Raw genomic sequence first — 20,981 nt, forward strand, 5'->3', positions numbered from 1 at the left:
CCCTGACAGGGCATACTTTTTTAGTTTTTCGAATAATTATTGCATGTCAAATTCCCAGACAGTTCGATAAGTTCCATGCTGCTCTATATAGGTCAGGAAGGCATTATAAAAAGCGTCGGCGCCAATTGTTGCGCTGTCGCCAATTACAAAGAGCTGTTCCTTAGCTCTTGTTATCGCCACGTTCATCCGACGGTAATCTTTCAGAAAGCCGATATCAGCTTCATCATTACTACGTACCAGTGACAAAATTATGTTTTGCTTTTCTTGTCCCTGGAAACTATCAATGGTGCTGATGCGGATCGTTTTTGGCAGCAGTTCCCTGGCGGCAGTAACCTGTCCTGAATAAGGAGAAATAAAAGCTGTTGATAAATTGTCCAGTGCTTCCATCTGAATTAAGTGGTTGGCAATACTCAATTCGCCTTCGTTTTGCAGGCTGATGCCGTCGGGGCCATGCGTTTCGTTGTAACCAGAACCGGCTGTATCAATAAAGGTGAGATGTGTTCCTGTATTGATTAAATGCGAAGCGGTTTGTAATAAGCCGTTATAAAAATAATGACTGCTAAAACCGGCAATGGCCTGCCGCATTCTGTATTGAATATTCAGCAGGAAAATTGCGTTCGTGGCTGATATGGCTATTTCAAGAATAGACCTGTTAAAGCCAAGCCTCGCCGCCTCGTCACTTAATACAGTAGGTGGCAATTGCCAATGATCTCCGGCTAATGCAATTTTATCGGCTAATGGGAAAATGCACCATGCCAATGGTTCGATGCATTGCCCCGCCTCATCTATCACCAGGGTTTGAAAATGTAAATGATCTATACCTGCATCATACAAACCAATTGGTGTGCCTGCTATGACGTCAGCTTCTGTAAAAAGCTTTTCTTCGTTATAGGCCTGCAACTTTTTTATTTCGTTACGGATATTTTTTACCTCTTTAAATAAAAGATTACGTTGTTCCCGTTCCGCTTTGCCAAAACTCCGTTTATACTTCAATGCCATTTTGCGGAATTCTTCGGCTCTTATCTTTAATTGTTTGATTTCTTTCTGTTGTTTACTATTGGCCAGCCGGCCTTCAGGCGTATGAGAAAAGATCGTTTGATCTACTTTGCTCATATTCCCCACACGCAAAACATTTATACCATTTTCAATTAATCCTTTGGCGATATTGTCGACGGCGGTGTTACTGGGCGCCGACACCAACACTTTTTCACCCTTTTGAACGAGTTGTCCGATTGCTTCCACCAAGGTTGTTGTCTTTCCCGTTCCAGGCGGGCCGTGCACAATCGTGATTTCTTCATTTTCTGCAATAGCGGCCACTGCATCCTGCTGGCTTTGATTCAACTGCTTATTTCGAATAAATAAAGAAAATGATTGTATGTTGTTTGCCCCCTTTGTTGGTACTTTCCCATCCTGGTGTAGTTGTTCAAAAAGTTTGAACAGCCTTTTATCCGACTCCAGCTCGTTCAGTACTTTTTTCATGATGCTAGTGGTACGTGTATCGGGTGCCAATTTGATGCCCACACCATCATCTTCGATCCAATCAGGAAAATCAGGGGCAAATAACCTGAACTCACCGGTTTTCCCGTCGAGGCTCATGAGTATTCCCTTTACAGGTTCTTCGCCTGCAATAAAGCATTCGATTGCGGCTCCATCTTTAAATAGATTAGCTTCAGGTGGAAAACCTAGTTTGAAACTGATCTCGGGATAATCAGCATAGCCAAAACTCTTGCGGGTGACAATGATGGGGTGCAAAGCAAGACCTTCAGCTTTTAATGCTTTAAGGGTATGTTGCTGATCTAAACTAAATTTCCTGACCTGCTCTTTTTCTTCCAGGTCTATACATTTCAACAGCTTCTGTACATGCGGATGCATGCGGTGAAAATAGTTAGTAATTGTCGCTTAAAAAAAATAGTTGTTCCTGCACTAATCGGGCAATTCAATAATATTTCCCTGTCCCGTAGTTTGCAGCCACCGGGTTACTCCTGTAATAGGCTGGAAAAATATCCTCGCTTTTGTCAGACCTGCATCGGCAACAGCCGGCGATCTTTAGGAATTTTTATAATGGCTGGACAGAATTTAAAGAAGTAAAAAGCTCCAGGCCGGTTGCCGGCGATGATTATGATTCATTCAGGGCTATGTTTGGAAGCAATGAAACATTATGGAAATTGATTGAGTAGCAACAAAAAGGCAGTTATCTTATTAAGACGGCCGTCCCTTTTTCCCTATACACATTATTATCTACGCCGACACCTTCGGCTATCCATACAAATACCTGGGAACTTTGTGGCTTACCACCCACAGTGCCATCCCATCCGCGGGGGTTAGAGCGAATGTCAAAAATAAATTGTCCCCAGCGATTGTATATTCTGAAATACTTCAGTTCTTTGAAGCCCATGGGGATGGGTTTTAGATAATCATTCAAGCCATCATTGTTGGGTGTAAAAGCAGTCGGTACATATACTTTTAACTCTTTTGCAATTTTTACCATTTGGGTATCGATGGTTACACAGCCACCTTTTGTTTCGATGGTTACGGTATACAAAATATCCTCGGCGCCATTAAAAACAGGAGTAAAGCTGGTTGAGTTATCCAGGTAAGTAGTAGGGGTCCATTCGCTTTTAACACCAAAATCTCTTGCGGTTAACTGCAAGGGATATTCCACGATCGCATATTGTACCGGGTAAGTAATACCGGGAATCGGGTCTTCAATCGTGATATTCTTTTCGCTTGTTTCAATGCTGCAACCATCATCATTAAAAAGCAGTGCTTTGTAAGCTCCAGATTTAATGACCTTGTAGGTGGGAAGAGTGGCTCCGGGAATAGCTGTGTTGTCTTTATACCATTGAATACGCTGCGTTGGTTGAATGGAAAGTACAGCACTGTCGCCGCTGGTGACACAAAAAGCCTCCTTTCCCAATATCGAAATCGAAGTATCGATAATAGAAGCTATAACCAATACCGTATCATTATTTGCACAGCCTCCTCCCTGGCTCCTGGTAGTAAGAACATAATTAGTAGTTACGGAAGGTGCTGCCATCGGGTTTGAAATTGAAGGATCAGATAGTCCTGCCGTTGGACTCCAGCTATACGAAAAACCGGGCTTGGGATTTAAGCCGATCTGGACTTCTTCGTGGTTACACGAGAGTGTGTCTTTCCCGGCTTGAGAAATTACTTTTAAGGTATCGACCATAGTTGTATACAATGTATCTAAACAGCCATATCCATTGTACGGAACTACTTCAACAGCCACGGTTGTGCCAAGCGGGGGAGGTGGTTCGATGCGAAGCGTTTGATCCGTTCCAAGTTTTTGAGTAAAGCCGCTGTTAAACCAGGTGTAGTTTTGATATCCCCATGGTGCCGTTATTTGTATAGCTGTATCCTGCGGACAGTATACGTCACCTACAAACTCACTGCTGCATTCAGTGTTAACGTCGATATAGGCATATCCAAAATGGCGGATAAATGTGCAATCAGCTGTTTTAAAAAAAAGCCGGATCGTTTTGCCGGCATTGCCATTTAAATTAATCGAAACGGCGGACCAATCCTTGCACCAGACATTGGTTGTATCCCGCCGGATCGGTGAAATAAAGAAGCCGGGAAGAATGGTTCCATAAGGAATAAAAGTAAACGATGAGCAATGGATGAGCTGGTTATCTGTGACGTTGGTGATTTCCAATTCCAGCCGCGGTTGCTGAAATTGCTGGTGATTAGGGTCCTGGAATACGACCGCGTAATGATATATGAGCGAATAATTGTTTTGATTGGGGGGGATAGTAAATTCATAAGAGATACCCTCCGCTTGCCCGCCAGCTTCGTCATTTCCCAACCTGATAGAGTAGCCACTTCCATTGGGACAGACTACAGGAAAATTGCCATAAGGATCTCTGTCATTTCCATTTTGTGACCTGGAATACAGGGTGTGTTGGTTAAAGGCAGGTCCATTTGACGAATAGATATTAATGCGATTTTGGCCAGCGATTCCAGAAACTGACCCCGCATAACAGGTCCAGTTGGCAAATGTGCCGGTTTCAAAATCGATATTGGGTGGGCAAACTTGTGCATGCGAAACATCCCATCCTGACATAGCAAATAGAATGGGCAAAAATCGTACGGATAAATGAAAAGAACGATTCACATTTATATGAAATCCGCCCCGGTTTTGCACATGTGTTTGTTGAATGTATAAGTTACGAAAAACTTGTGTTAGATAAAACGGTATTTTTCAATTTTTGGTTGGCTGTGTAAAAACAATTGTTGAGAGCCAATATCCGGAAGTAACGTAAAAGTCCTATTGTCTTCTTTTGATAAATGGTCGCTATTTCAAAACCATAAAAACTAAATTGCTTTAATAGGTCACCTGTTCAAAAACATACTTTAAGCTATAATGATGAATAAGAAAGTCTACTTTTTTCTGGTTGTAATTGTATGGTCAATTTCTGGTTGTACGACTTGCGGCGGCTTTAATAAAGAAAAGGAACTGCAGGCTATAGCATCATTATTACAACAGGAACGTAAAGCCCATTTTGACAGGAACACGGAACTTTTTGTGTTGGAGTTTGCAGACAGTATGCTGTCGGTTAATAAGGGAAAAGTTTCTGTGGCAAGCCCGGATGAAAACAAAAAAAGGATCAGTTCTTATTTTGGAAGCGTTCAATTCATTAAATGGGATGATTCCGCTGCACCTATTATCCGTTTTTCAGATGATGGATCTCTTGCTTATGCAATTGTTCAAAAACAAGTCATATTAATCCGCCCGGACAGTCTTGGAAAGTTATTAACTGATACTACTGATTATGCCTGGGCGTCGATCTACCGGAAAGAAAAAGAGGGGTGGAAAATCGAGTGTAATGTCTCAACCAATAAGTGAGCCTGATCATGCCTGTAAAAAACTTCTTCTTGTTTTTAAAAGAGTGAAAATGCCGGCTGGTTCTGGCTTTTTCACTCTTATCAGAGAATAGTTATTTAGAACTGAGATCTGCGCGGAAAAAAAGAAGTTCACTCCATCGCTTTTCTACATTTTTGGCAAATTCTTCTTGAAACACATTCCAACTTCCTTCACCGTTGGCAGCGGTAAATCTTTCCGGGAAGGGTTTGCGATAACCGGCTCCTAATTCTTTGAGGCCAGCCTTTAGCCTGGTAACAACAAGAATCTCCGGGGCCCCTGAATTACGGGCCTCGTATACGGCGACCGATTGTTTACCATCGGTCCATGCTTTTTTCATCTTTTTACCCATGTCTAGAACACTTTGAATTTTACCTGGTAGTGGGAGGATATGATTGATGATAATTTTTTCTGAATAATCTGTTATTCCGACCGTGCTCAATTCTTCGTTAAATTCAGCATAATTAGAGGTACCGCGGTCGGCCGTGTAAGGCATTACATTTTTCGCCCAATCCGCAGTATGTTCGGTTCCAAGATTGCCGCGGGTATCAAACTCATCCCAACTCAACGGGCCCTCCACAACCATAAATCCTCCGGCATCGGGGCCAGACTGGATTTCGAAAACACGCCATTTCCAATTACCCACATGATACCGCTGGGCATGCGAAATAAAAGCTTTTTCAAATTCAAGGGACTTGTCAATTTTGGGAAATACCCGGAATGTGCTTACAACAGTTTTGTTCTGGCTTATTCCAACTATAGGAATAAGCAGGCAGAGAAGAAAGAACTTTCTCATGATGTGATTTTTTTGAGGTTATAAAAGAGAGGGTAGTGTTGTGATAGGGGTGGAGCAGAGATAAAAGGTAAACAATAATTGCGAACGTTACCATATTTTTTTTCTGTACAACTTTCGCCAATATTAAATAGATTGCTTCAATGATTAGTATTCGTTTTGCAACCGGCGAGGATGCCGAATTGATCGCTGATATGAGCCGGCAAACTTTCTATGATACGTTTGCCTCTCAGAACAGCGTGGAGGATATGAGCAAATTTTTGAACGAACAGTTTACCAGGGAAGCTTTGATAAAAGAGGTGAGCACAAAAGATAATATTTTCCTGTTGGCTTATGACCAGGAAGAACCTGTGGGTTATGCGAGGTTGCGTGAGAATAATAACCCACCATCTTTGGGAAGTACCAATGCCATCGAGCTGGCAAGAATTTATGCTACTTCCAACTCGATAGGAAAAGGAGTCGGAAAAGCTTTAATGGAAAAGTGTATCGGGTTGGCAGAAAAAGGTAAAAAAGACGTTATCTGGCTGGGTGTTTGGGAAAAGAATCAGCGGGCCATCGATTTTTATACCAAATGGGGATTCGAAAAATTCGCTGATCATGATTTTGTATTAGGTAATGACGTGCAAAAAGATTGGCTGATGAAAAAGAAAATTCAGCTATAAAGCGTAAACACATGACGACGAAAATCAAGATATGCTGTATTGCTTCAGTTGAAGAAGCTGCGATGGCGATAGCTCACGGCGCAAATGCCGTTGGCCTTGTTGCAAAAATGCCGAGCGGGCCTGGACCCATAGCCGATGAATTGATAGCAGAGATTGCTGAAACAATTCCTGTTGGGATTGAATCATTCTTATTAACAAGTGAACAGTCTTCACAAAAAATAATTGACCATGTAAATAAAACCGGTACAACGACAGTGCAGATCGTAGATGAATTGTCAGAAGGGAAATATGAACATATCCGGGAAGCTTTGCCGGAGTTAAAAATTGTGCAGGTCATTCATGTAATGGATGAAGAGGCTATTGACCAGGCTTTGCTGCTACAAGAGTTTGTCGATTATTTTTTGTTAGATAGTGGAAATCCCAAAGCTGCTGTCAAAACTTTAGGCGGCACAGGAAATACCCATAACTGGGACATAAGCCGGGAATTAGTAAAAGCCGTGAAAGTCCCTGTATTTCTTGCTGGGGGGTTAAATGCCGGAAATGTCAGCGAGGCCATTCAAAAAGTACAGCCCTATGGCGTTGATATTTGCAGCGGTGTAAGAACGGAAGGCAAACTACATAGACAAAAACTGGCTGACTTCATTAGGGCCGTACAATCAAACTGATTGTCTTTTTGTTTTTATATCAGCGATTATCCTTTCGGCATGTTCTCTTGAGTTTTCAATAAAAAGACGATGAGTGTTCATTCCGCCACAGATCACCCCTGCGAGATATACGTTTTTAATATTTGTTTCGTGGGTTGCTTCGTCATACAGAGGTTTCATTACCTCATCCTGTGATAAACTTATGCCGATCTTTTTTAGAAATTCAAGATTAGGTTGATAGCCAGTCAGGGCAATTACCCAATCATTGGCAATCGTAATCATTCCGTCGGGTGTATTAATATCAACTTCATGTTCGCGGATAGCTGCAATAGTTGAATTGGTAAAAGCAGTAATAGAACCTTCTTTTATCCGGTTGACAATGTCAGGCCTTACCCAATATTTTACCCGCTGACCAATATCTTCATTTCTGATCACCATGGTTACTTCAGCTCCTTTGCGCCATGTTTCCAATGCTGCGTCAACGGCCGAATTTTGTGCGCCCACAATCAATACTTTTTGAAAGGCATAAAAATGAGGGTCTTTATAATAATGGCTGACTTTGGGCAGATCTTCTCCGGGCACATTTAATAAATAGGGGATATCGTAAAAGCCGGTTGCAATGATTATGTGATCAGCGGTGTACCTGGCTTTTGTGGTAATGACTGAAAATGGCGTTGCCAGTTTCGTGTTACCGGTAACAGGTAACTGGCGATCCACAGCCCTTACTTCCTCAAACAAGTGAATATTTAAATGATGAGAAGTGGTTACACGCCGATAGTACTCTAATGCTTCGGACCGGGTTGGCTTCGCATTATTGGAAACAAAAGGAACACCGCCTACTTCAAGCCGTTCTGAGGTAGAAAAAAAAGTCATGTTGACGGGATAGTTGTACAACGAGTTAACCAACGATCCTTTTTCAATAATTAAATAATCCACACCGGCCTTTTTGGCTTCTATACCACAGGCTAATCCAATGGGGCCACCACCAACAATAATAATTGGGAAATGAGATGAAGACATAAGCAAATATAAGAAGACGGACGTCAGAGGTTGGAAGTCATAAATTCATGTGGGACTAATTTAATCCATGAAATTCATCTTGAAATTCAGCCTCTTGAATTCCAGCATCTAACCACATTCCTTTTTAGGTTTTATCCGTTCACTCACTTAAATTTGCCCGACTTTTAAAAAAGCATATATACATGGCAAGAACAATCGCATTTCGTGATGCACTTCGTGAAGCAATGTCGGAAGAGATGAGAAGAGATGATAGAGTTTTTCTAATGGGTGAAGAAGTGGCAGAATATAATGGTGCTTATAAAGTGAGCCAGGGTATGCTGGCCGAATTCGGACCAAAAAGAGTGATCGATACGCCCATTGCCGAGCTTGGCTTCACTGCAGTAGGGGTGGGAGCGGCTCAAAATGGTCTTCGTCCCATTGTTGAGTTTATGACCTGGAATTTCGCTGTATTAGCTTTGGATCAAATTTTAAATACCGCCTCTAAAATGCTGGCAATGAGTGGAGGACAAATATCTTGTCCAATTGTTTTTAGAGGAGGAAATGGTTCAGCCGGGCAATTGGGGGCTCAGCATTCTACAGCGTTTGAAAGCCTGTATGCCAATATTCCTGGTATTAAAGTAGTATCTCCCAGTAACGGATATGATGCCAAGGGCCTGCTAAAACAAGCGATTCGCTTCGAAGAAGACCCTGTAATGTTCATGGAAAGTGAACAGATGTATGGCGATAAAATGGAAGTACCCGAAGAGGAGTATTATATTGAGCTTGGTAAGGCTGATATAAAAAGGCAAGGAAAAGATGTGACAATTGTTTCCTTTAATAAAATGATGAAAGTAGCTATGGCTGCAGCAGCAGAGCTGGAGAAGGAAAATATCAGCGCTGAAGTAATCGATTTGCGTACCATCCGCCCGTTGGACTGGAAAACTATCCTTGAAAGTGTTAAAAAGACTAACCGGCTTGTAATTGTAGAAGAACAGTGGCCTTTTGCTTCGGTATCTTCAGAAATTACTTACCAGATTCAAAAAGAAGGTTTTGATTACCTGGATGCACCTATCCGCCGTATTACGGCTGCTGATGCTCCTCTTCACTATGCGCCGAATCTTGTTGCGGGAGCTTTGCCCAGCGTTCCCCGTACAGTAAAAATGGTTAAAGAAGTGATGTACCAGAAGAAATAGTTGACCTATTAAGAGTAAGCCAAGCCCGACAGTCAAGACTGCCGGGCTTATTTTTTGGGATACGTAGTTTTACGCATAATTTTTTTTGCTAATCATGCAGCGTTTTGGGTCTAAATGTGCATCTTTGTTATGGTTTTTCATAGGATATTGGATTTTAAAACGAGGCTGGATTTCTATCCGGCCTCTTATTTTTTACTCTGGTTTAAAGGACTGTTAAGAAACTTTCCGTACTTCCGCATATTTTGTCGGGCCCTCAGCTCGTAGTTCGTAGGTCGCAGCTTATCCATATTTTTGCCCCCTAAAATCTTTTTAATGGCTGATATATTGATCATTGACGATGAAAAGGCGATCCGTAAGACCCTTACCGAAATACTTTCTTTTGAAGGATATAAGCTCGAAGAGGCAGCAGATGGTGAAGAGGGATTGAAGAAATTTAAGGAAAAGGCTTTTGACCTGGTATTGTGTGATATTAAGATGCCCAAACTGGACGGCATTGAGTTTTTACAAAAAGCTGGAGAAACAAATCCCGATGTTCCCATTATTATGATCTCGGGGCATGGAAATATAGAAACGGCAGTAGAAGCTGTTAAGAAAGGAGCGTATGATTTTATTTCGAAGCCACCGGACCTCAATCGTCTACTAATTACCATTCGTAATGCTATGGAGCGTAGCAGTCTTGTAACCGAGACTAAAGTGCTGAAAAGAAAAGTAAGCCGTGTGCAGGAGATGATTGGGGAATCGCAACCTATTCAGCGAATAAAAGATACCATTGAAAAAGTAGCACCCACAGATGCCCGCATTCTTATCACAGGTGAAAACGGTGTGGGAAAAGAGTTGGTAGCTCGTTGGATACATGAGAAAAGTAATCGTGTAAGCGGACCTTTGGTAGAGGTAAACTGTGCAGCCATTCCTACGGAGCTGATAGAAAGTGAATTGTTTGGACATGAAAAAGGTTCGTTTACATCAGCCGTAAAACAGCGGATTGGTAAGTTTGAGCAAGCTAATGGCGGCACTTTGTTCCTGGACGAGATTGGTGATATGAGCCTCAGCGCACAGGCCAAAGTATTGCGGGCTCTGCAGGAAGGAAAGATCACCAGGGTAGGCGCTGATAAAGATATTAATGTAGATGTACGGGTGATTGCAGCTACCAATAAGGACCTGCTGAAAGAAGTAGATGAAAAACTATTCCGTCTCGATCTTTATCATCGTTTAAGTGTGATATTGATTCATGTGCCTTCATTAAACGAAAGGCGTGATGATATCCCAGTTTTGGTCGACCAGTTTTTGCAGGATATCTGCACGGACTATGGCATTGCCAAGAAAAATATTGATGATGATGCGATTCGTTTATTGCAGGATTATGATTGGACCGGTAATATTCGTGAATTAAGAAACGTGGTGGAACGACTGGTGATTCTGTCCGCTAAAACCATTACCAGCGAAGATGTCAAAAGCTATGTAATGCCGAGATAGTTTTGATGTTTTAAAGTTCTGAGTTGTAGACACCAGCCGAATTTTCTGAAATAAAAACTATTGACGTTTTACCATAAACAGTTCAGGACTTTAAAACTACCTTTCACTCTCTTTCACAAAACTTTCATCCATACAATTTTGACAGGCCAATTATTATAATACTTTTGACCCTTAAATAAAATCAGGCTCATGCCTTTACAACATTTACTCATTATTTATCTTATCGGTACTTTACTTGTTTTCCTCCCTTCATTTGGCTTAGCAAAGCTGTTTACAAAAGCAGGTGAGCAATCCTGGAAAGCTTATGTGCCTTTTTATAATACCTGGGTGATGCAGGATATTGCGAAGCGTCCAAAGCATTGGGTTTTCTGGCAATTTATTCCCGTAGTTGGTTGGTTTATTTCTCCCGGAATATTTATTGAATTCGCCAAAGTATTTGGAAAGTTTTCACTGGGTCAGCATACAATGGCTGCTTTGTTAGCTCCTTTTTATTTTCCCTGGTTGGCCAATCATAAAGACACCAGGTTTGTCGGAGCTGAAGTGGCAAAAAAACAGAAAAAAGCCGTGTGGAGAGAGTGGGTGGATGCGGCCATTTTTGCGATTGTCGCTGCTACTTTGATCCGCACATTTATTTTCGAAGCCTATACCATTCCATCCGGATCAATGGAAAAAACGTTGCTGGTAAGAGATTTCCTTTTTGTCAGCAAGCTGAGTTATGGCCCCCGCATTCCGAATACACCATTATCGGTTCCGTTTGTACATAATTACCTGCCGGTTACAAATGGTAAATCTTATTCAGAAATGATCAAGCTTCCTTACACCCGGTGGTTTGCTGCAATGCCAAAAAGAGGAGATGTGGTGGTATTTAATTTTCCTGCGGGTGATACGGTAATACATGCCGAAGGATTTGAGTCAGCCTATCCTTATTATGATATTAAACGAAAAGCTGCGGCCGGTTCAAGAGATGACCAGATGATTCTTGCTGATCCGCAAAACTTCCCGATAACAGTTCATCCTGTCGATAAAACTGACAACTATATTAAACGGTGCGTAGGCGTTGCTGGTGACACGTTGGAAGTAAAAGAAAATATAGTTTATATAAATGGAGTGAAACAGGAACTTCCACCACATTCAGAAATGTATTACCTGGTGACGCTTAATGCAGCTTCACTTGACGAAGATGTGATGCGGGATGAGTATAATCTTGATATTGATAAAGGTGATTATGGACTTACCGGAAGGCCCGGAGAATATCGTATGCTTCTTACTGCAGCTGCCAAAGAAAAAATGCAAAAAAATGGGTTGATAAAAACAATTGTCACTGATGTTAATTATCCTGGCGGCGCTGGTGTTTTTCCGTATGACACAGTAGCATTGCACAATGCGTGGACAAGGGATAATGTCGGCCCGATTTGGATCCCTAAAAAAGGAGCTTCATTGAAACTTATGCCGGAAAATTATTCGATTTATGAACGAGCTATCCGTGTGTACGAAAGAAACGATTTTGTCAGCAGGGATGGCAAATTTTTCCTGAATGGTAAAGAAATAGCGGACTACACATTCAAGATGGATTATTTCTGGATGATGGGGGACAACCGGCAGGGATCGCAGGATAGCCGTTACTGGGGATTTGTACCAGAAGATAGGATTGTTGGAAAAGCCTGGATGATCTGGTTTAGCTGGGAAGGCGGGCCCCGATGGAGCAGGTTCTTCAATATTGTCAAATAATGTTTCAAACCCTCTGGCATACCAGAGGGTTTTGTTTTTAAATACTTAGTATCTTAAAGCCATGAGCGAGCACAAATTCGAATTTGCTTACGAAGTATATAACAACATAAGGGAATTGGCGAAAGAAGATGCTGATCTTTTAATGAAAGCAAGATCGGTGACGAAGCAGGCTTATGCACCTTATTCTAATTTCTTTGTTGGTGCGGCTGCCAGATTAGTAAATGGAGAAACTGTATTTGGTACTAACCAGGAAAACGCTTCCTATCCGGTTGGCATTTGTGCTGAAAGAGTTTTATTGGGTAATGCAGCAACCCTATTCCCCAGCATTGCTATTGATACAATAGCTATCAGCTATGATAGTAAGGAGGTAAAAAGCGATCACCCCATTTCTCCCTGTGGTATGTGCAGGCAGGCTTTGCTGGAGTATGAAACGAGGACGCATAAATCGATACGTTTAATTCTTGCCGGCCAGGAAGGAGAAATTTATGTGGTCAAAACTGCCGGCTATTTGCTACCATTTGCTTTTACAAGTGGAGAGTTGTTATAAGAAGTTTGTGGTTTTTTGTTTATGCATCAATTGATGCCTGTTAACTGTAAGAAATGTTTGTGAAACAATAAACCCTGAACTAGAAAAGAGTCTGCACCCCGTACGCCACCTTCATCTCATGTTCCAGTAACCATTTTTTTCGCCATAGACCGCCGCCATAGCCAATCAATTCCCTGTTAGCGCCTATTACACGATGACAAGGCACAACAATAGCGATATTGTTTTTTCCATTAGCGCTTGCTACGGCTCTTGTGGCTTTTGGGTCGCCGGTCTTGATAGCCAGTTGGAGATAACTAATCGTTTTGCCATAGGGAATCGTCATTAAGCAATTCCATGTTTCCTGTTGAAAAGCTGTGCCGGGTTGGTTGATAGGAAAATCAAAGACTCTTCGTTCTCCATTGAAATATTGAATTAATTGTTCGACGCATTGTATCAGCAATGAAGGCATTTCTTTTTTGCTGCCGGGCTGTTTTTGAGTGGCGTCATGAAAACTTATCTCACTGATAAATTCTGGAGTGCCGGATATTTTTAATATTCCGACCGGAGAATGATAATATGTGGTGAATGTTTCAGCCAACTTTCATCCCGTTTGTTACAGGCTTTCCGGGTTGTAATAAAATTACATTTTTGTTTTCATCATACACACCCAGCACAAGACATTCACTGACGAAATCAGCAATCTTTTTCGGCGGGAAGTTGACCACTGCAATCACTTGCCTGTTCAATAGTTCTTCCCTGGTGTAAAGAGCGGTGATCTGCGCAGAAGATCTTTTTAACCCGATTTCATTTCCAAAATCAACGACCAGCTTGTAAGCAGGTTTACGGGCTTTGGGGAAATCATTTACTTCAACAATAGTACCGACCCGTATATCTATTTTTTCAAAATCATCCCAGCTTATCATGGATTGCTTATAGTTTATTGTATTTGTATAAATGAAGCGCCGCTAAACTGACAATAGTTATTTTAAAAACTTATTAAAACTGGCTTCTTTCACGAAACTATAAATCCTAAACTAGAAACGATAATCATTTTTATGTTACCTTAAAGCCCAAAATTTTTGCCACATGAATAACAGGAAGAAAAAGATTTCCCGTCGTGATTTTCTTCGTAACTCTTCATTCTTTGGCGCTGGTGTTCTCATTCTTCCCCGCCACGTTTTGGGAGGCAGAGGTTTCATTGCTCCCAGTGATAAATTAAATATTGCTGCCATTGGCGCAGGAGGGAAAGCATCTTATAATATTCAACAGGCTTTTAATAAAGGCGCTGAAAACATCATAGCTCTATGTGATGTAGATGATCGCATGGCCGCAGATAGCCGCAAAAAACATCCTGGCGCAACCTACCATAAAGATTTCAGAGTGATGCTGGACAAGCAGTCGAAGGAAATTGATGCTATCATCATCAGCACACCCGACCATATGCATGCTGTTCAGGCATTACCCTGCATGCAATTGGGAAAGCATGTGTATTTGGAAAAACCGCTGACGCACGACATCTATGAAGCAAGGATTTTGACACAGGCCGAAAAGAAATATAAGGTGGTTACGCAAATGGGCAACCAGGGAAGCAGTGGTGATGACACAAGAAATATTGAAACATGGGTTCAAGCCGGATTGATCGGGGACGTTCATACTGTACATGTATGGACCAACAGGCCGGTATGGCCTCAAGGTATTTCAAGACCTACGGGCCAATTTGACGTACCGAAAGAATTAGATTGGAATCTATGGCTTGGTACAGCTCCTGCGAGAGATTATAATCCCATTTATGTGCCGGCTAACTGGCGTGGTTGGGTTGATTTCGGTACTGGTTCACTCGGCGATATGGGTTGTCACTTTATGGATGTTCCTTACCGAGCCTTGAAACTTGGTTACCCGGTATCAGTTGAGTGCAGTGTGACTTCTGTATTTACCGGTTTTTTCCAGGAGGTATTTAATACTGATAGTTACCCTCCGTCTTCCAAAACACATATACAATTTCCAAAACGTAATAATTTGCCACCCGTCGAATTGATCTGGTATGATGGTGGCATCAAACCAAAACGGCCGGTTGAATTATTGCCGGATGAAGAAATGGGAGAGTGGGATGGCGGCATCATCTTCGAAGGAACGAAAGGAAAAATCATGGCAGGTCTCTGGGGAAGAAACCCAATGCTGTTGCCAACCCGCAAGATGAAAGAAGTAAAACTGCCTTCCTCCAAAAGGTCCAAAGTAGAACGTGGTGTAGAAGGTCATCAAACACAGTGGACCAATGCTTGTAAAAAAGGATATGGTGCATACACTAGTTCGCCTTTTTCCGAAGCCGGCCCTCTGACTGAAACGGTATTGATGGGCAATCTCGCTGTTTTAAGTTATAACCATGTTGTGAAAGATGCAAAAGGAGGCAATAAATTTCCTGGCCGGAAAAAACTCTTATGGGATGGAGCCAATATGAAGATCACCAACTTTGAACCAGCTAATCAATTTGTAAAAAGAAATTATGCCCATGATTGGAAGCTGGAACTATAACAAAAGATGTTGATAACCTTTGGGCGACCAGTTTTCCAATTCACAGAACTCTTAGCTAAAACCTTATAGCTTTGTTTTTTCGAACAATTTCTTAGTTATATTGCATTTCATAAACTTCTAACAAGAAAAAATAACAATTGCCGATGAAAAAGAAAAACAATGTTTCGGATTCCCGTCGCAGGTTTATCAGGAACACCTCTGTAGCTGCTGCCGGTTTTTTTATTGTGCCTCGTCATGTGTTGGGAAGAGGATTTGTTGCGCCGAGTGATAAACTAAATATCGCCGGTATAGGTGTTGGCGGTAAAGGTCAAAGCGATTTAACTGAATTTGCCAAAAGTCCGAATGTAAACATTGTCGCTTTGTGTGACGTTGACGACAGGCAGGCAGTGAAGTCAAGAGAAAGATTTCCCAAGGCAAATTATTACAAAGATTTCCGTGAAATGTTGGCAAAGGAAAAGAATAATTTCGATGCCTGTTCTATTTCAACTCCCGATCATACCCATGGAGTAGCAACACTAGCTGCTATGCAATTGGGTAAACATGTGTACACGCAGAAGCCACTCACACACGATATTTATGAAGCCCGGATACTGGCACAGGCTGCAAAAAAATACAAAGTAGTAACCCAAATGGGCAACCAGGGTGGTTCTGGTAATGGTGTTAGACAAGCGAAAGAAATGTACAACGCGGGAATGATTGGTGATATCGTCGAAGCGCATGCATGGACCAACAGGCCAGTATGGCCACAAGGTCTTCCAACACCTACCGGGAAATTTGATATTCCAAAAGAACTGGATTGGGATCTGTGGTTGGGCACTGCGAAAGCAATAGATTTTAACCCGGCTTATCTTCCGTTTAATTGGCGTGGTTGGTGGGCTTTTGGTACCGGCGCTTTGGGTGATATGGCTTGTCATATCATGGATCCTATTTATCGGATCCTGCCAATTGACTATCCGGATTCAGCTGAGTGCAGTGTAGCCAACATCTGGAAAGATATGTGGGCCGAGGGAAACTATGTTGATAGCTGCCCTCCATCGTCCATCATTCACCTCAACTATCCACGGAAGGATAAGAAAGGAAATATCAAAGTATCCTGGCATGATGGTGGCTTATTGCCGCAACGCCCTGATGAGTTATTGCCCGGTGAAGCATTCGGTAACTGGGATGGTGGTGTATTGCTGGTGGGTACTAAAGGAAAAATGCTGATGGACTGCTATGGTGCAAATCCAAGGCTACTGCCGACTATGTTGATGAAAGAAAAAACAATGCCCAAAGAAACCATCAAACGTGTACCCGAAGGACATTACCTGCAATGGGTAAATGCTTGTATTGCCGGTTATGGAAAAGGCGAAACCAGTTCACCATTTGAATATGCAGGACCATTTACGGAAAGCATTTTGATGGGTAACCTGGCTATTCGCAGCTCCATGATGGTAAATCCTAAACTGAAAGGTTGGGAAGACAAATATTTGGGCCGTAAGAAATTGTTGTGGGATGCAAAAAATATGAAGATCACCAATTTTGATGAAGCCAATCAATTTGTAAAAAGAGAGTATAGGGATGGCTGGAGCTTAACCTTGTAATGACTATAAAATGAAAACCCGGTATTGAAAAATGCCGGGCTTTTTATTTAATCGCTAACGATCTTTTTTGATTTTTTCATGTAACGGACAAGCAGGTATAGAAACAGGAGCAACACAAGCAGCATGATAAATGTTCTGAGATTGCCCTGGAAATCGAACCGGTCATCATGATTGTAAAAATGTTTTGCTATGATTAATACGGCCCCTGACATCCAAATATAAGTGGACGTATATTCCCTGATCACAACCCGCTTCCATTTGAATTCCATACTGGCCATTGTTTTTCCAATACCAGAAAGATTGGGGATCCATCGATTCACCCGGCTGCAATAATCATCGAAGTCCTGGCCAAATTTATTTCGCAGAAAATTTTCTTCTGCTAATACAATGGCCTGGTAAAAGAATAAGAAAAGCGGTGTAGCAATAGCCATAAAAATTAGCGAGTTAGAAGCAACGCCCAGGCCTGCCAAAATAAGAATATTGCCTACGTACAAGGGGTTTCGGCAATGCGAAAAGATGCCAGTGGTAACCAATGTTTCTGCATGCACCCGGCGATTCTTTCCACCGCGGATAATATATACCAACCCGATGGTGATGATGCGGATCAACTGGCCGATCAGCGTTATAGTAAATCCAATGGCCATCGCTGTTACAGGATCACTAAAAACTTCAGGTGAGGGAACAAAAAGGACTAAATAAAAAAGCGGGAACAACCAGTTGCGGTTGTGAAAAAGTAAATTACCGAGCTTAACCATTGTTGTTGAAATTTCTATTTTATAGCGATCATGCCGCAGAAGTTATACCATTTAAAAAATGTTTCGACATGGCGGAACCCTTTGTTAAAAAGCAGCTCGCGGTTTTCCATCAGCTTATAAGGGATCAGCACATTTTCCAGTGCCTCCCGCTTCTGCGCAATTTCCATATCATTGTAATGATTTCTTCTTTTGAAATCATAATAGTATTTAATAAACTGGCGGTTGAAGAGCGAATCTTCACCCAGTACTTTTTCGATAAGGATAAAACAGCCGTTATCATTCATCTGGCGGTGAATCTCCTCTACCAGTTTTTCCCGGTATAACGGACGAATGAACTGTAGGGTGAGGCACATTATAACTACCGAAGCATTTTCAATAGTAACGCCTTTGTTGAGATCGGCATATTGTAATTTGAAATTTCTTTTTACTCCATTCGTCTCAAAATTGGTCCGGCACTTCGCCAGCATTTCTTCGCTGTTATCAAGACCGATAAAATCGATATCAGGTGGCATTACCTTATCAAGATTGATCAATGTAGTGCCGGTAGAACAGCCGAGATCGTAAACGCATGTACCGGGTACGGCAAAGTCAGTGGCTATTTCAGTCATCATCCTTTGTATTTCCAGGTAAAAAGGAACTGACCGGGTCACCATATCATCAAATACCTGGACTACGTTGTTGCCAAATTTAAAGTCTTCAGCCTCTTTAGGCTGCTTGAAAATATCATCTTGCATGTAAATACAATTTCAGGAAAACAATGGGGCGAAAGATACAGTATATCATTGAAAACTGCGCAGCGTATGGTCAATTTCTGTTCTTCGTATCGACAGCGATAGTTAATCCAAAAGTGATGCCAGCTCCAATAGTTCTTTTTGTTTATACAATTCCTTTTCGTTATCGAAGCATTTAGCAAACTCTTCCAATAATTGAATGATGACCTGCTTGTTCATTTGGGGTTTGAAATAGGCGTCTACCGGATGAACAGATATTCGCTTAAGATAGCTTTCAACATCCTGGTGCGTAAAAACCTGGCCGGATGTAGGGTCAATAAAAAATTCAATTTTATGTACCGGATCAGGGAGATTTTCTTCGGAATAGCCCGGCTTGAAATAGGCGATCACAAATTGTTTGGGTAAATGAATTGCCCTTACCGGTATATCCAGTAATTCGCAGAGAAGAAGATAAAGAATCCCATTACTGATTTGATTGCCTCTTTTTGCTTCCAGTGTTTTGTGAAGTAGAAACTCATTGGGCTCCGTGTAATTTGTTTCGCTTCCCTTCAGCCCATAGTAACTGTACAGAATACTTGTTACAATATTTACCTGTTCCAGCGGTGTCAGGTAATTATTTAATTCAAGCCAGATATTGCGACGAATTTTTTCTATTTCCTGCAATACAGGTGTGGTAGAAAGATCAGGATATTGAAACTTGGCTACCAGCAAAGCACCCAGCATTAGATCGTGATGCCCGGAAATATTCCATTGGCGAAAATCCTCGGTCAGATCTTTAAAATGTAAGCGATGTATTAGTAATTCAATTCTTTCCTGCGTATGTTCTTCCGGGGTTGTTTCCCATAAGTGTTCCAGGTTGGGAATAATAGGTTTGCCATAGTCGACGATCTTTTCCGATACAACATCAAAGACTTCCTGGTCAGGGTCATCCAATAATTGAAGCAGTGCTGTTATCTCATTATTTGGGTCCATCGTCGTTTACTGCACAAGGTCTCTATTGCCGATGAAAATTTATAGTTAAACTTTTCCACAGGGGTGAAGAAGGTTAATAATGATAAACAATCTTCATCCTGTTCACATATCCATTGGCTATTAAAATACTTAATAATTTTTAACCAAAGCAAAATTAAAGCCACTCATAATAATCGTCATCGCCATCAAAATATTCAATTATAAGCCAACATAGGGATAAGACATATACTCAACAACCGGCAAGGCATTTCCTTTAAAATCAAAAAACGCATTGTTTTCCCAGGAAGAACCTTTTCCCCAACCGTCATTCAGGTTAGAACTGATCCACGCCGGCTCCCAATACGTAATGCCTGAGCCTCCGCCGTTGATGATTGCCTGCACCAGGTCCTTCATATACCTGTATTGTTCTTCCGGAGAAATATCATATCCTGCGGCTTTGTCATTCGCAGAGATAATATTGGTATAACTATCTGCATTATCTCCCGTCCAGGGATAGGCCGCTTCCACTACCATTACCTGTTTACCATATTTTATTTTTAATGCCCGAATATTTTTCTCTACATCAGCCATAGTTTGGATTGTTGACCATTTTGCATAGTGGGAAAGACCCAGGATGTCAAAATCAGTCACGGCATTTATAGTAAGGTTATTGGCCCAGTACTCCGCATTTTGTAGTTGGGCTACGTGCAATATGATCTTCGGCCGAACCGAAGAATGGCGTGAAAAATCTCTTACAGCTTTGATCCCGCTATTCAGTAAGGCAGCGAAATTTTGAACATTATTTTTGTCGGTTTTTCCAACCGGCCAAAGCATTCCGCTGTTTGTTTCGTTGCCTACCTGTACCATTTCGGGAACAAGATTTTTATTCTTCAGATAGTTTAAAACAAACACTGTGTAGTTGTAAACAGAATCTTTTAGCGTTTCAATTGGAAAGCCTTTCCAGGCTGCCGGGGTTTCCTGGTGGGCCGGATCAGCCCAGCGATCTGAATAATGGATATCGAGATTGACGGCCATACCATTTTCTTTGGCCCGCCGTATTGTTTTTTCAACGCCGTTGAGGTCATAATAATTTTTTCCATTGTTAAGATCAGCCACCCATTTCGGATCATGCCACAATCTCACTCTCACTGTATTGGCGCCGCGGTCTTTTAAAAGTTTAAACGGGTCCTTAATTTTTCCTGAATCCCGGTATATACCGCCATAATCTTCCACCTGGTTCACATACGAAAGGTCAACACCCATGCAAAACTGTTCCCATCGATAAACCTTTCGGTTGGTCTCCGCTGCTTGTACTGCTTTTTTACAGGTATGAGCTGATAGCAGTATGGTCAAAGCCATAAAAAGATAAATGGCATATTTCATGTTATTTGGGTATTTGGAACGATTAAGAATTCAAAAATTTTATCCACAAAATACATTTCTGGTTCGCTTTCTGAGGCCATTCAGGCAGCCCGCTATCTATTCAGCTTTCATCCACCTTCCCTTGCACGCTGTACTCATGAAACGTTCAT

20 protein-coding genes are annotated in these 20,981 nt (G+C 41.7%); 10 read left to right on the plus strand and 10 right to left on the minus strand.

Features of this window, described 5'->3' with window-relative positions; translation table 11 throughout:
- Positions 1 to 36: 36 nt before the first annotated feature.
- Positions 37 to 1,872 carry an AAA domain-containing protein gene (locus ACFEL9_RS21995; RefSeq protein WP_385894628.1) on the minus strand — a complete coding sequence of 612 codons (1,836 nt, stop codon included), beginning with the start codon at positions 1,870 to 1,872 and terminating at the stop codon, positions 37 to 39.
- Between the two features lie 140 nt (positions 1,873 to 2,012).
- On the opposite strand from ACFEL9_RS21995, the gene ACFEL9_RS22000 reads away from it, so the two are divergent.
- Positions 2,013 to 2,177 (plus strand): hypothetical protein, encoded by a 165-nt coding sequence (locus tag ACFEL9_RS22000; RefSeq protein WP_385894630.1) that lies wholly within the window; start codon positions 2,013 to 2,015, stop codon positions 2,175 to 2,177.
- 14 nt (positions 2,178 to 2,191) lie between these two features.
- On the opposite strand, the gene ACFEL9_RS22005 is transcribed toward ACFEL9_RS22000, so the two are convergent.
- On the minus strand, positions 2,192 to 4,135 hold the full coding sequence (locus tag ACFEL9_RS22005; RefSeq protein ID WP_385894631.1) for a T9SS type B sorting domain-containing protein: 1,944 nt from the start codon (positions 4,133 to 4,135) through the stop codon (positions 2,192 to 2,194).
- 249 nt (positions 4,136 to 4,384) lie between these two features.
- On the opposite strand from ACFEL9_RS22005, the gene ACFEL9_RS22010 reads away from it, so the two are divergent.
- A complete protein-coding gene (locus ACFEL9_RS22010) occupies positions 4,385 to 4,867 on the plus strand; it encodes a hypothetical protein (RefSeq protein ID WP_385894633.1) in 483 nt (160 codons plus the stop codon).
- Positions 4,868 to 4,958: 91 nt separating this feature from the next.
- Here the strand turns inward: ACFEL9_RS22010 and ACFEL9_RS22015 are convergent, their stop codons facing one another.
- Positions 4,959 to 5,678, minus strand: coding sequence for a hypothetical protein (locus ACFEL9_RS22015; RefSeq protein WP_385894634.1), 720 nt, complete (start codon positions 5,676 to 5,678; stop codon positions 4,959 to 4,961).
- Positions 5,679 to 5,818: 140 nt separating this feature from the next.
- Between ACFEL9_RS22015 and ACFEL9_RS22020 the strand changes: the two genes are divergently transcribed.
- The gene (locus ACFEL9_RS22020; RefSeq protein WP_385894636.1) at positions 5,819 to 6,337 is read left to right on the plus strand and encodes a GNAT family N-acetyltransferase; all 519 of its coding nucleotides are present in this window, start codon (positions 5,819 to 5,821) and stop codon (positions 6,335 to 6,337) included.
- An 11-nt stretch (positions 6,338 to 6,348) separates the two neighbouring features.
- Positions 6,349 to 7,002: a phosphoribosylanthranilate isomerase gene (locus ACFEL9_RS22025; protein ID WP_385894638.1), complete on the plus strand. Its 654-nt coding sequence runs from the start codon at positions 6,349 to 6,351 to the stop codon at positions 7,000 to 7,002.
- On the opposite strand, the gene ACFEL9_RS22030 is transcribed toward ACFEL9_RS22025, so the two are convergent.
- Positions 6,994 to 8,001 (minus strand): YpdA family putative bacillithiol disulfide reductase, encoded by a 1,008-nt coding sequence (locus tag ACFEL9_RS22030; protein WP_385894639.1) that lies wholly within the window; start codon positions 7,999 to 8,001, stop codon positions 6,994 to 6,996. The genes ACFEL9_RS22025 and ACFEL9_RS22030 overlap by 9 nt on opposite strands.
- A 182-nt stretch (positions 8,002 to 8,183) precedes the next feature.
- Here ACFEL9_RS22030 and ACFEL9_RS22035 point away from each other — a divergent pair, with 182 nt between their 5' ends.
- The 4 genes from ACFEL9_RS22035 (at position 8,184) to ACFEL9_RS22050 (ending at position 12,921) form a co-directional block, all read left to right on the plus strand.
- On the plus strand, positions 8,184 to 9,173 hold the full coding sequence (locus ACFEL9_RS22035) for a pyruvate dehydrogenase complex E1 component subunit beta (RefSeq protein ID WP_385894641.1): 990 nt from the start codon (positions 8,184 to 8,186) through the stop codon (positions 9,171 to 9,173).
- Positions 9,174 to 9,485: 312 nt separating this feature from the next.
- A complete protein-coding gene (locus ACFEL9_RS22040) occupies positions 9,486 to 10,646 on the plus strand; it encodes a sigma-54-dependent transcriptional regulator (RefSeq protein WP_385894643.1) in 1,161 nt (386 codons plus the stop codon).
- A gap of 189 nt (positions 10,647 to 10,835) precedes the next feature.
- Entirely contained in the window at positions 10,836 to 12,374 is a 1,539-nt protein-coding gene (gene lepB, locus ACFEL9_RS22045; protein WP_385894645.1) for a signal peptidase I, read from the plus strand.
- A gap of 61 nt (positions 12,375 to 12,435) precedes the next feature.
- Entirely contained in the window at positions 12,436 to 12,921 is a 486-nt protein-coding gene (locus tag ACFEL9_RS22050; RefSeq protein WP_385894646.1) for a cytidine deaminase, read from the plus strand.
- A 79-nt stretch (positions 12,922 to 13,000) separates the two neighbouring features.
- On the opposite strand, the gene ACFEL9_RS22055 is transcribed toward ACFEL9_RS22050, so the two are convergent.
- Entirely contained in the window at positions 13,001 to 13,498 is a 498-nt protein-coding gene (locus tag ACFEL9_RS22055) for a methylated-DNA--[protein]-cysteine S-methyltransferase (RefSeq protein ID WP_385894648.1), read from the minus strand.
- Positions 13,491 to 13,823 (minus strand): tRNA-binding protein, encoded by a 333-nt coding sequence (locus tag ACFEL9_RS22060; protein WP_385894649.1) that lies wholly within the window; start codon positions 13,821 to 13,823, stop codon positions 13,491 to 13,493. Before ACFEL9_RS22060 ends, ACFEL9_RS22055 begins: the two co-directional genes overlap by 8 nt.
- Positions 13,824 to 13,986: 163 nt before the next feature.
- On the opposite strand from ACFEL9_RS22060, the gene ACFEL9_RS22065 reads away from it, so the two are divergent.
- Both ACFEL9_RS22065 and ACFEL9_RS22070 read left to right on the plus strand, forming a co-directional pair.
- Complete coding sequence (locus ACFEL9_RS22065; protein ID WP_385894651.1) at positions 13,987 to 15,429, plus strand: Gfo/Idh/MocA family protein; 1,443 nt, start codon at positions 13,987 to 13,989, stop codon at positions 15,427 to 15,429.
- A gap of 143 nt (positions 15,430 to 15,572) precedes the next feature.
- A complete protein-coding gene (locus ACFEL9_RS22070) occupies positions 15,573 to 17,012 on the plus strand; it encodes a Gfo/Idh/MocA family protein (protein ID WP_385894653.1) in 1,440 nt (479 codons plus the stop codon).
- Positions 17,013 to 17,059: 47 nt separating this feature from the next.
- Here the strand turns inward: ACFEL9_RS22070 and ACFEL9_RS22075 are convergent, their stop codons facing one another.
- The 4 genes from ACFEL9_RS22075 to ACFEL9_RS22090 form a co-directional block, all read right to left on the minus strand.
- Entirely contained in the window at positions 17,060 to 17,767 is a 708-nt protein-coding gene (locus tag ACFEL9_RS22075) for a methyltransferase family protein (protein ID WP_385894654.1), read from the minus strand.
- 14 nt (positions 17,768 to 17,781) lie between these two features.
- Positions 17,782 to 18,501 (minus strand): carboxy-S-adenosyl-L-methionine synthase CmoA, encoded by a 720-nt coding sequence (gene cmoA / locus ACFEL9_RS22080; protein ID WP_385894656.1) that lies wholly within the window; start codon positions 18,499 to 18,501, stop codon positions 17,782 to 17,784.
- Positions 18,502 to 18,603: 102 nt separating this feature from the next.
- A complete protein-coding gene (locus ACFEL9_RS22085) occupies positions 18,604 to 19,470 on the minus strand; it encodes a transglutaminase family protein (protein ID WP_385894658.1) in 867 nt (288 codons plus the stop codon).
- A 198-nt stretch (positions 19,471 to 19,668) separates the two neighbouring features.
- Entirely contained in the window at positions 19,669 to 20,832 is a 1,164-nt protein-coding gene (locus ACFEL9_RS22090; protein WP_385894659.1) for a glycoside hydrolase family 53 protein, read from the minus strand.
- Positions 20,833 to 20,981: the final 149 nt, after the last annotated feature.

It is taken from the genome of Terrimonas alba, from assembly GCF_042434975.1.
In the GTDB taxonomy this organism is placed as follows: Bacteria; Bacteroidota; Bacteroidia; order Chitinophagales; family Chitinophagaceae; genus Terrimonas_B; species Terrimonas_B alba.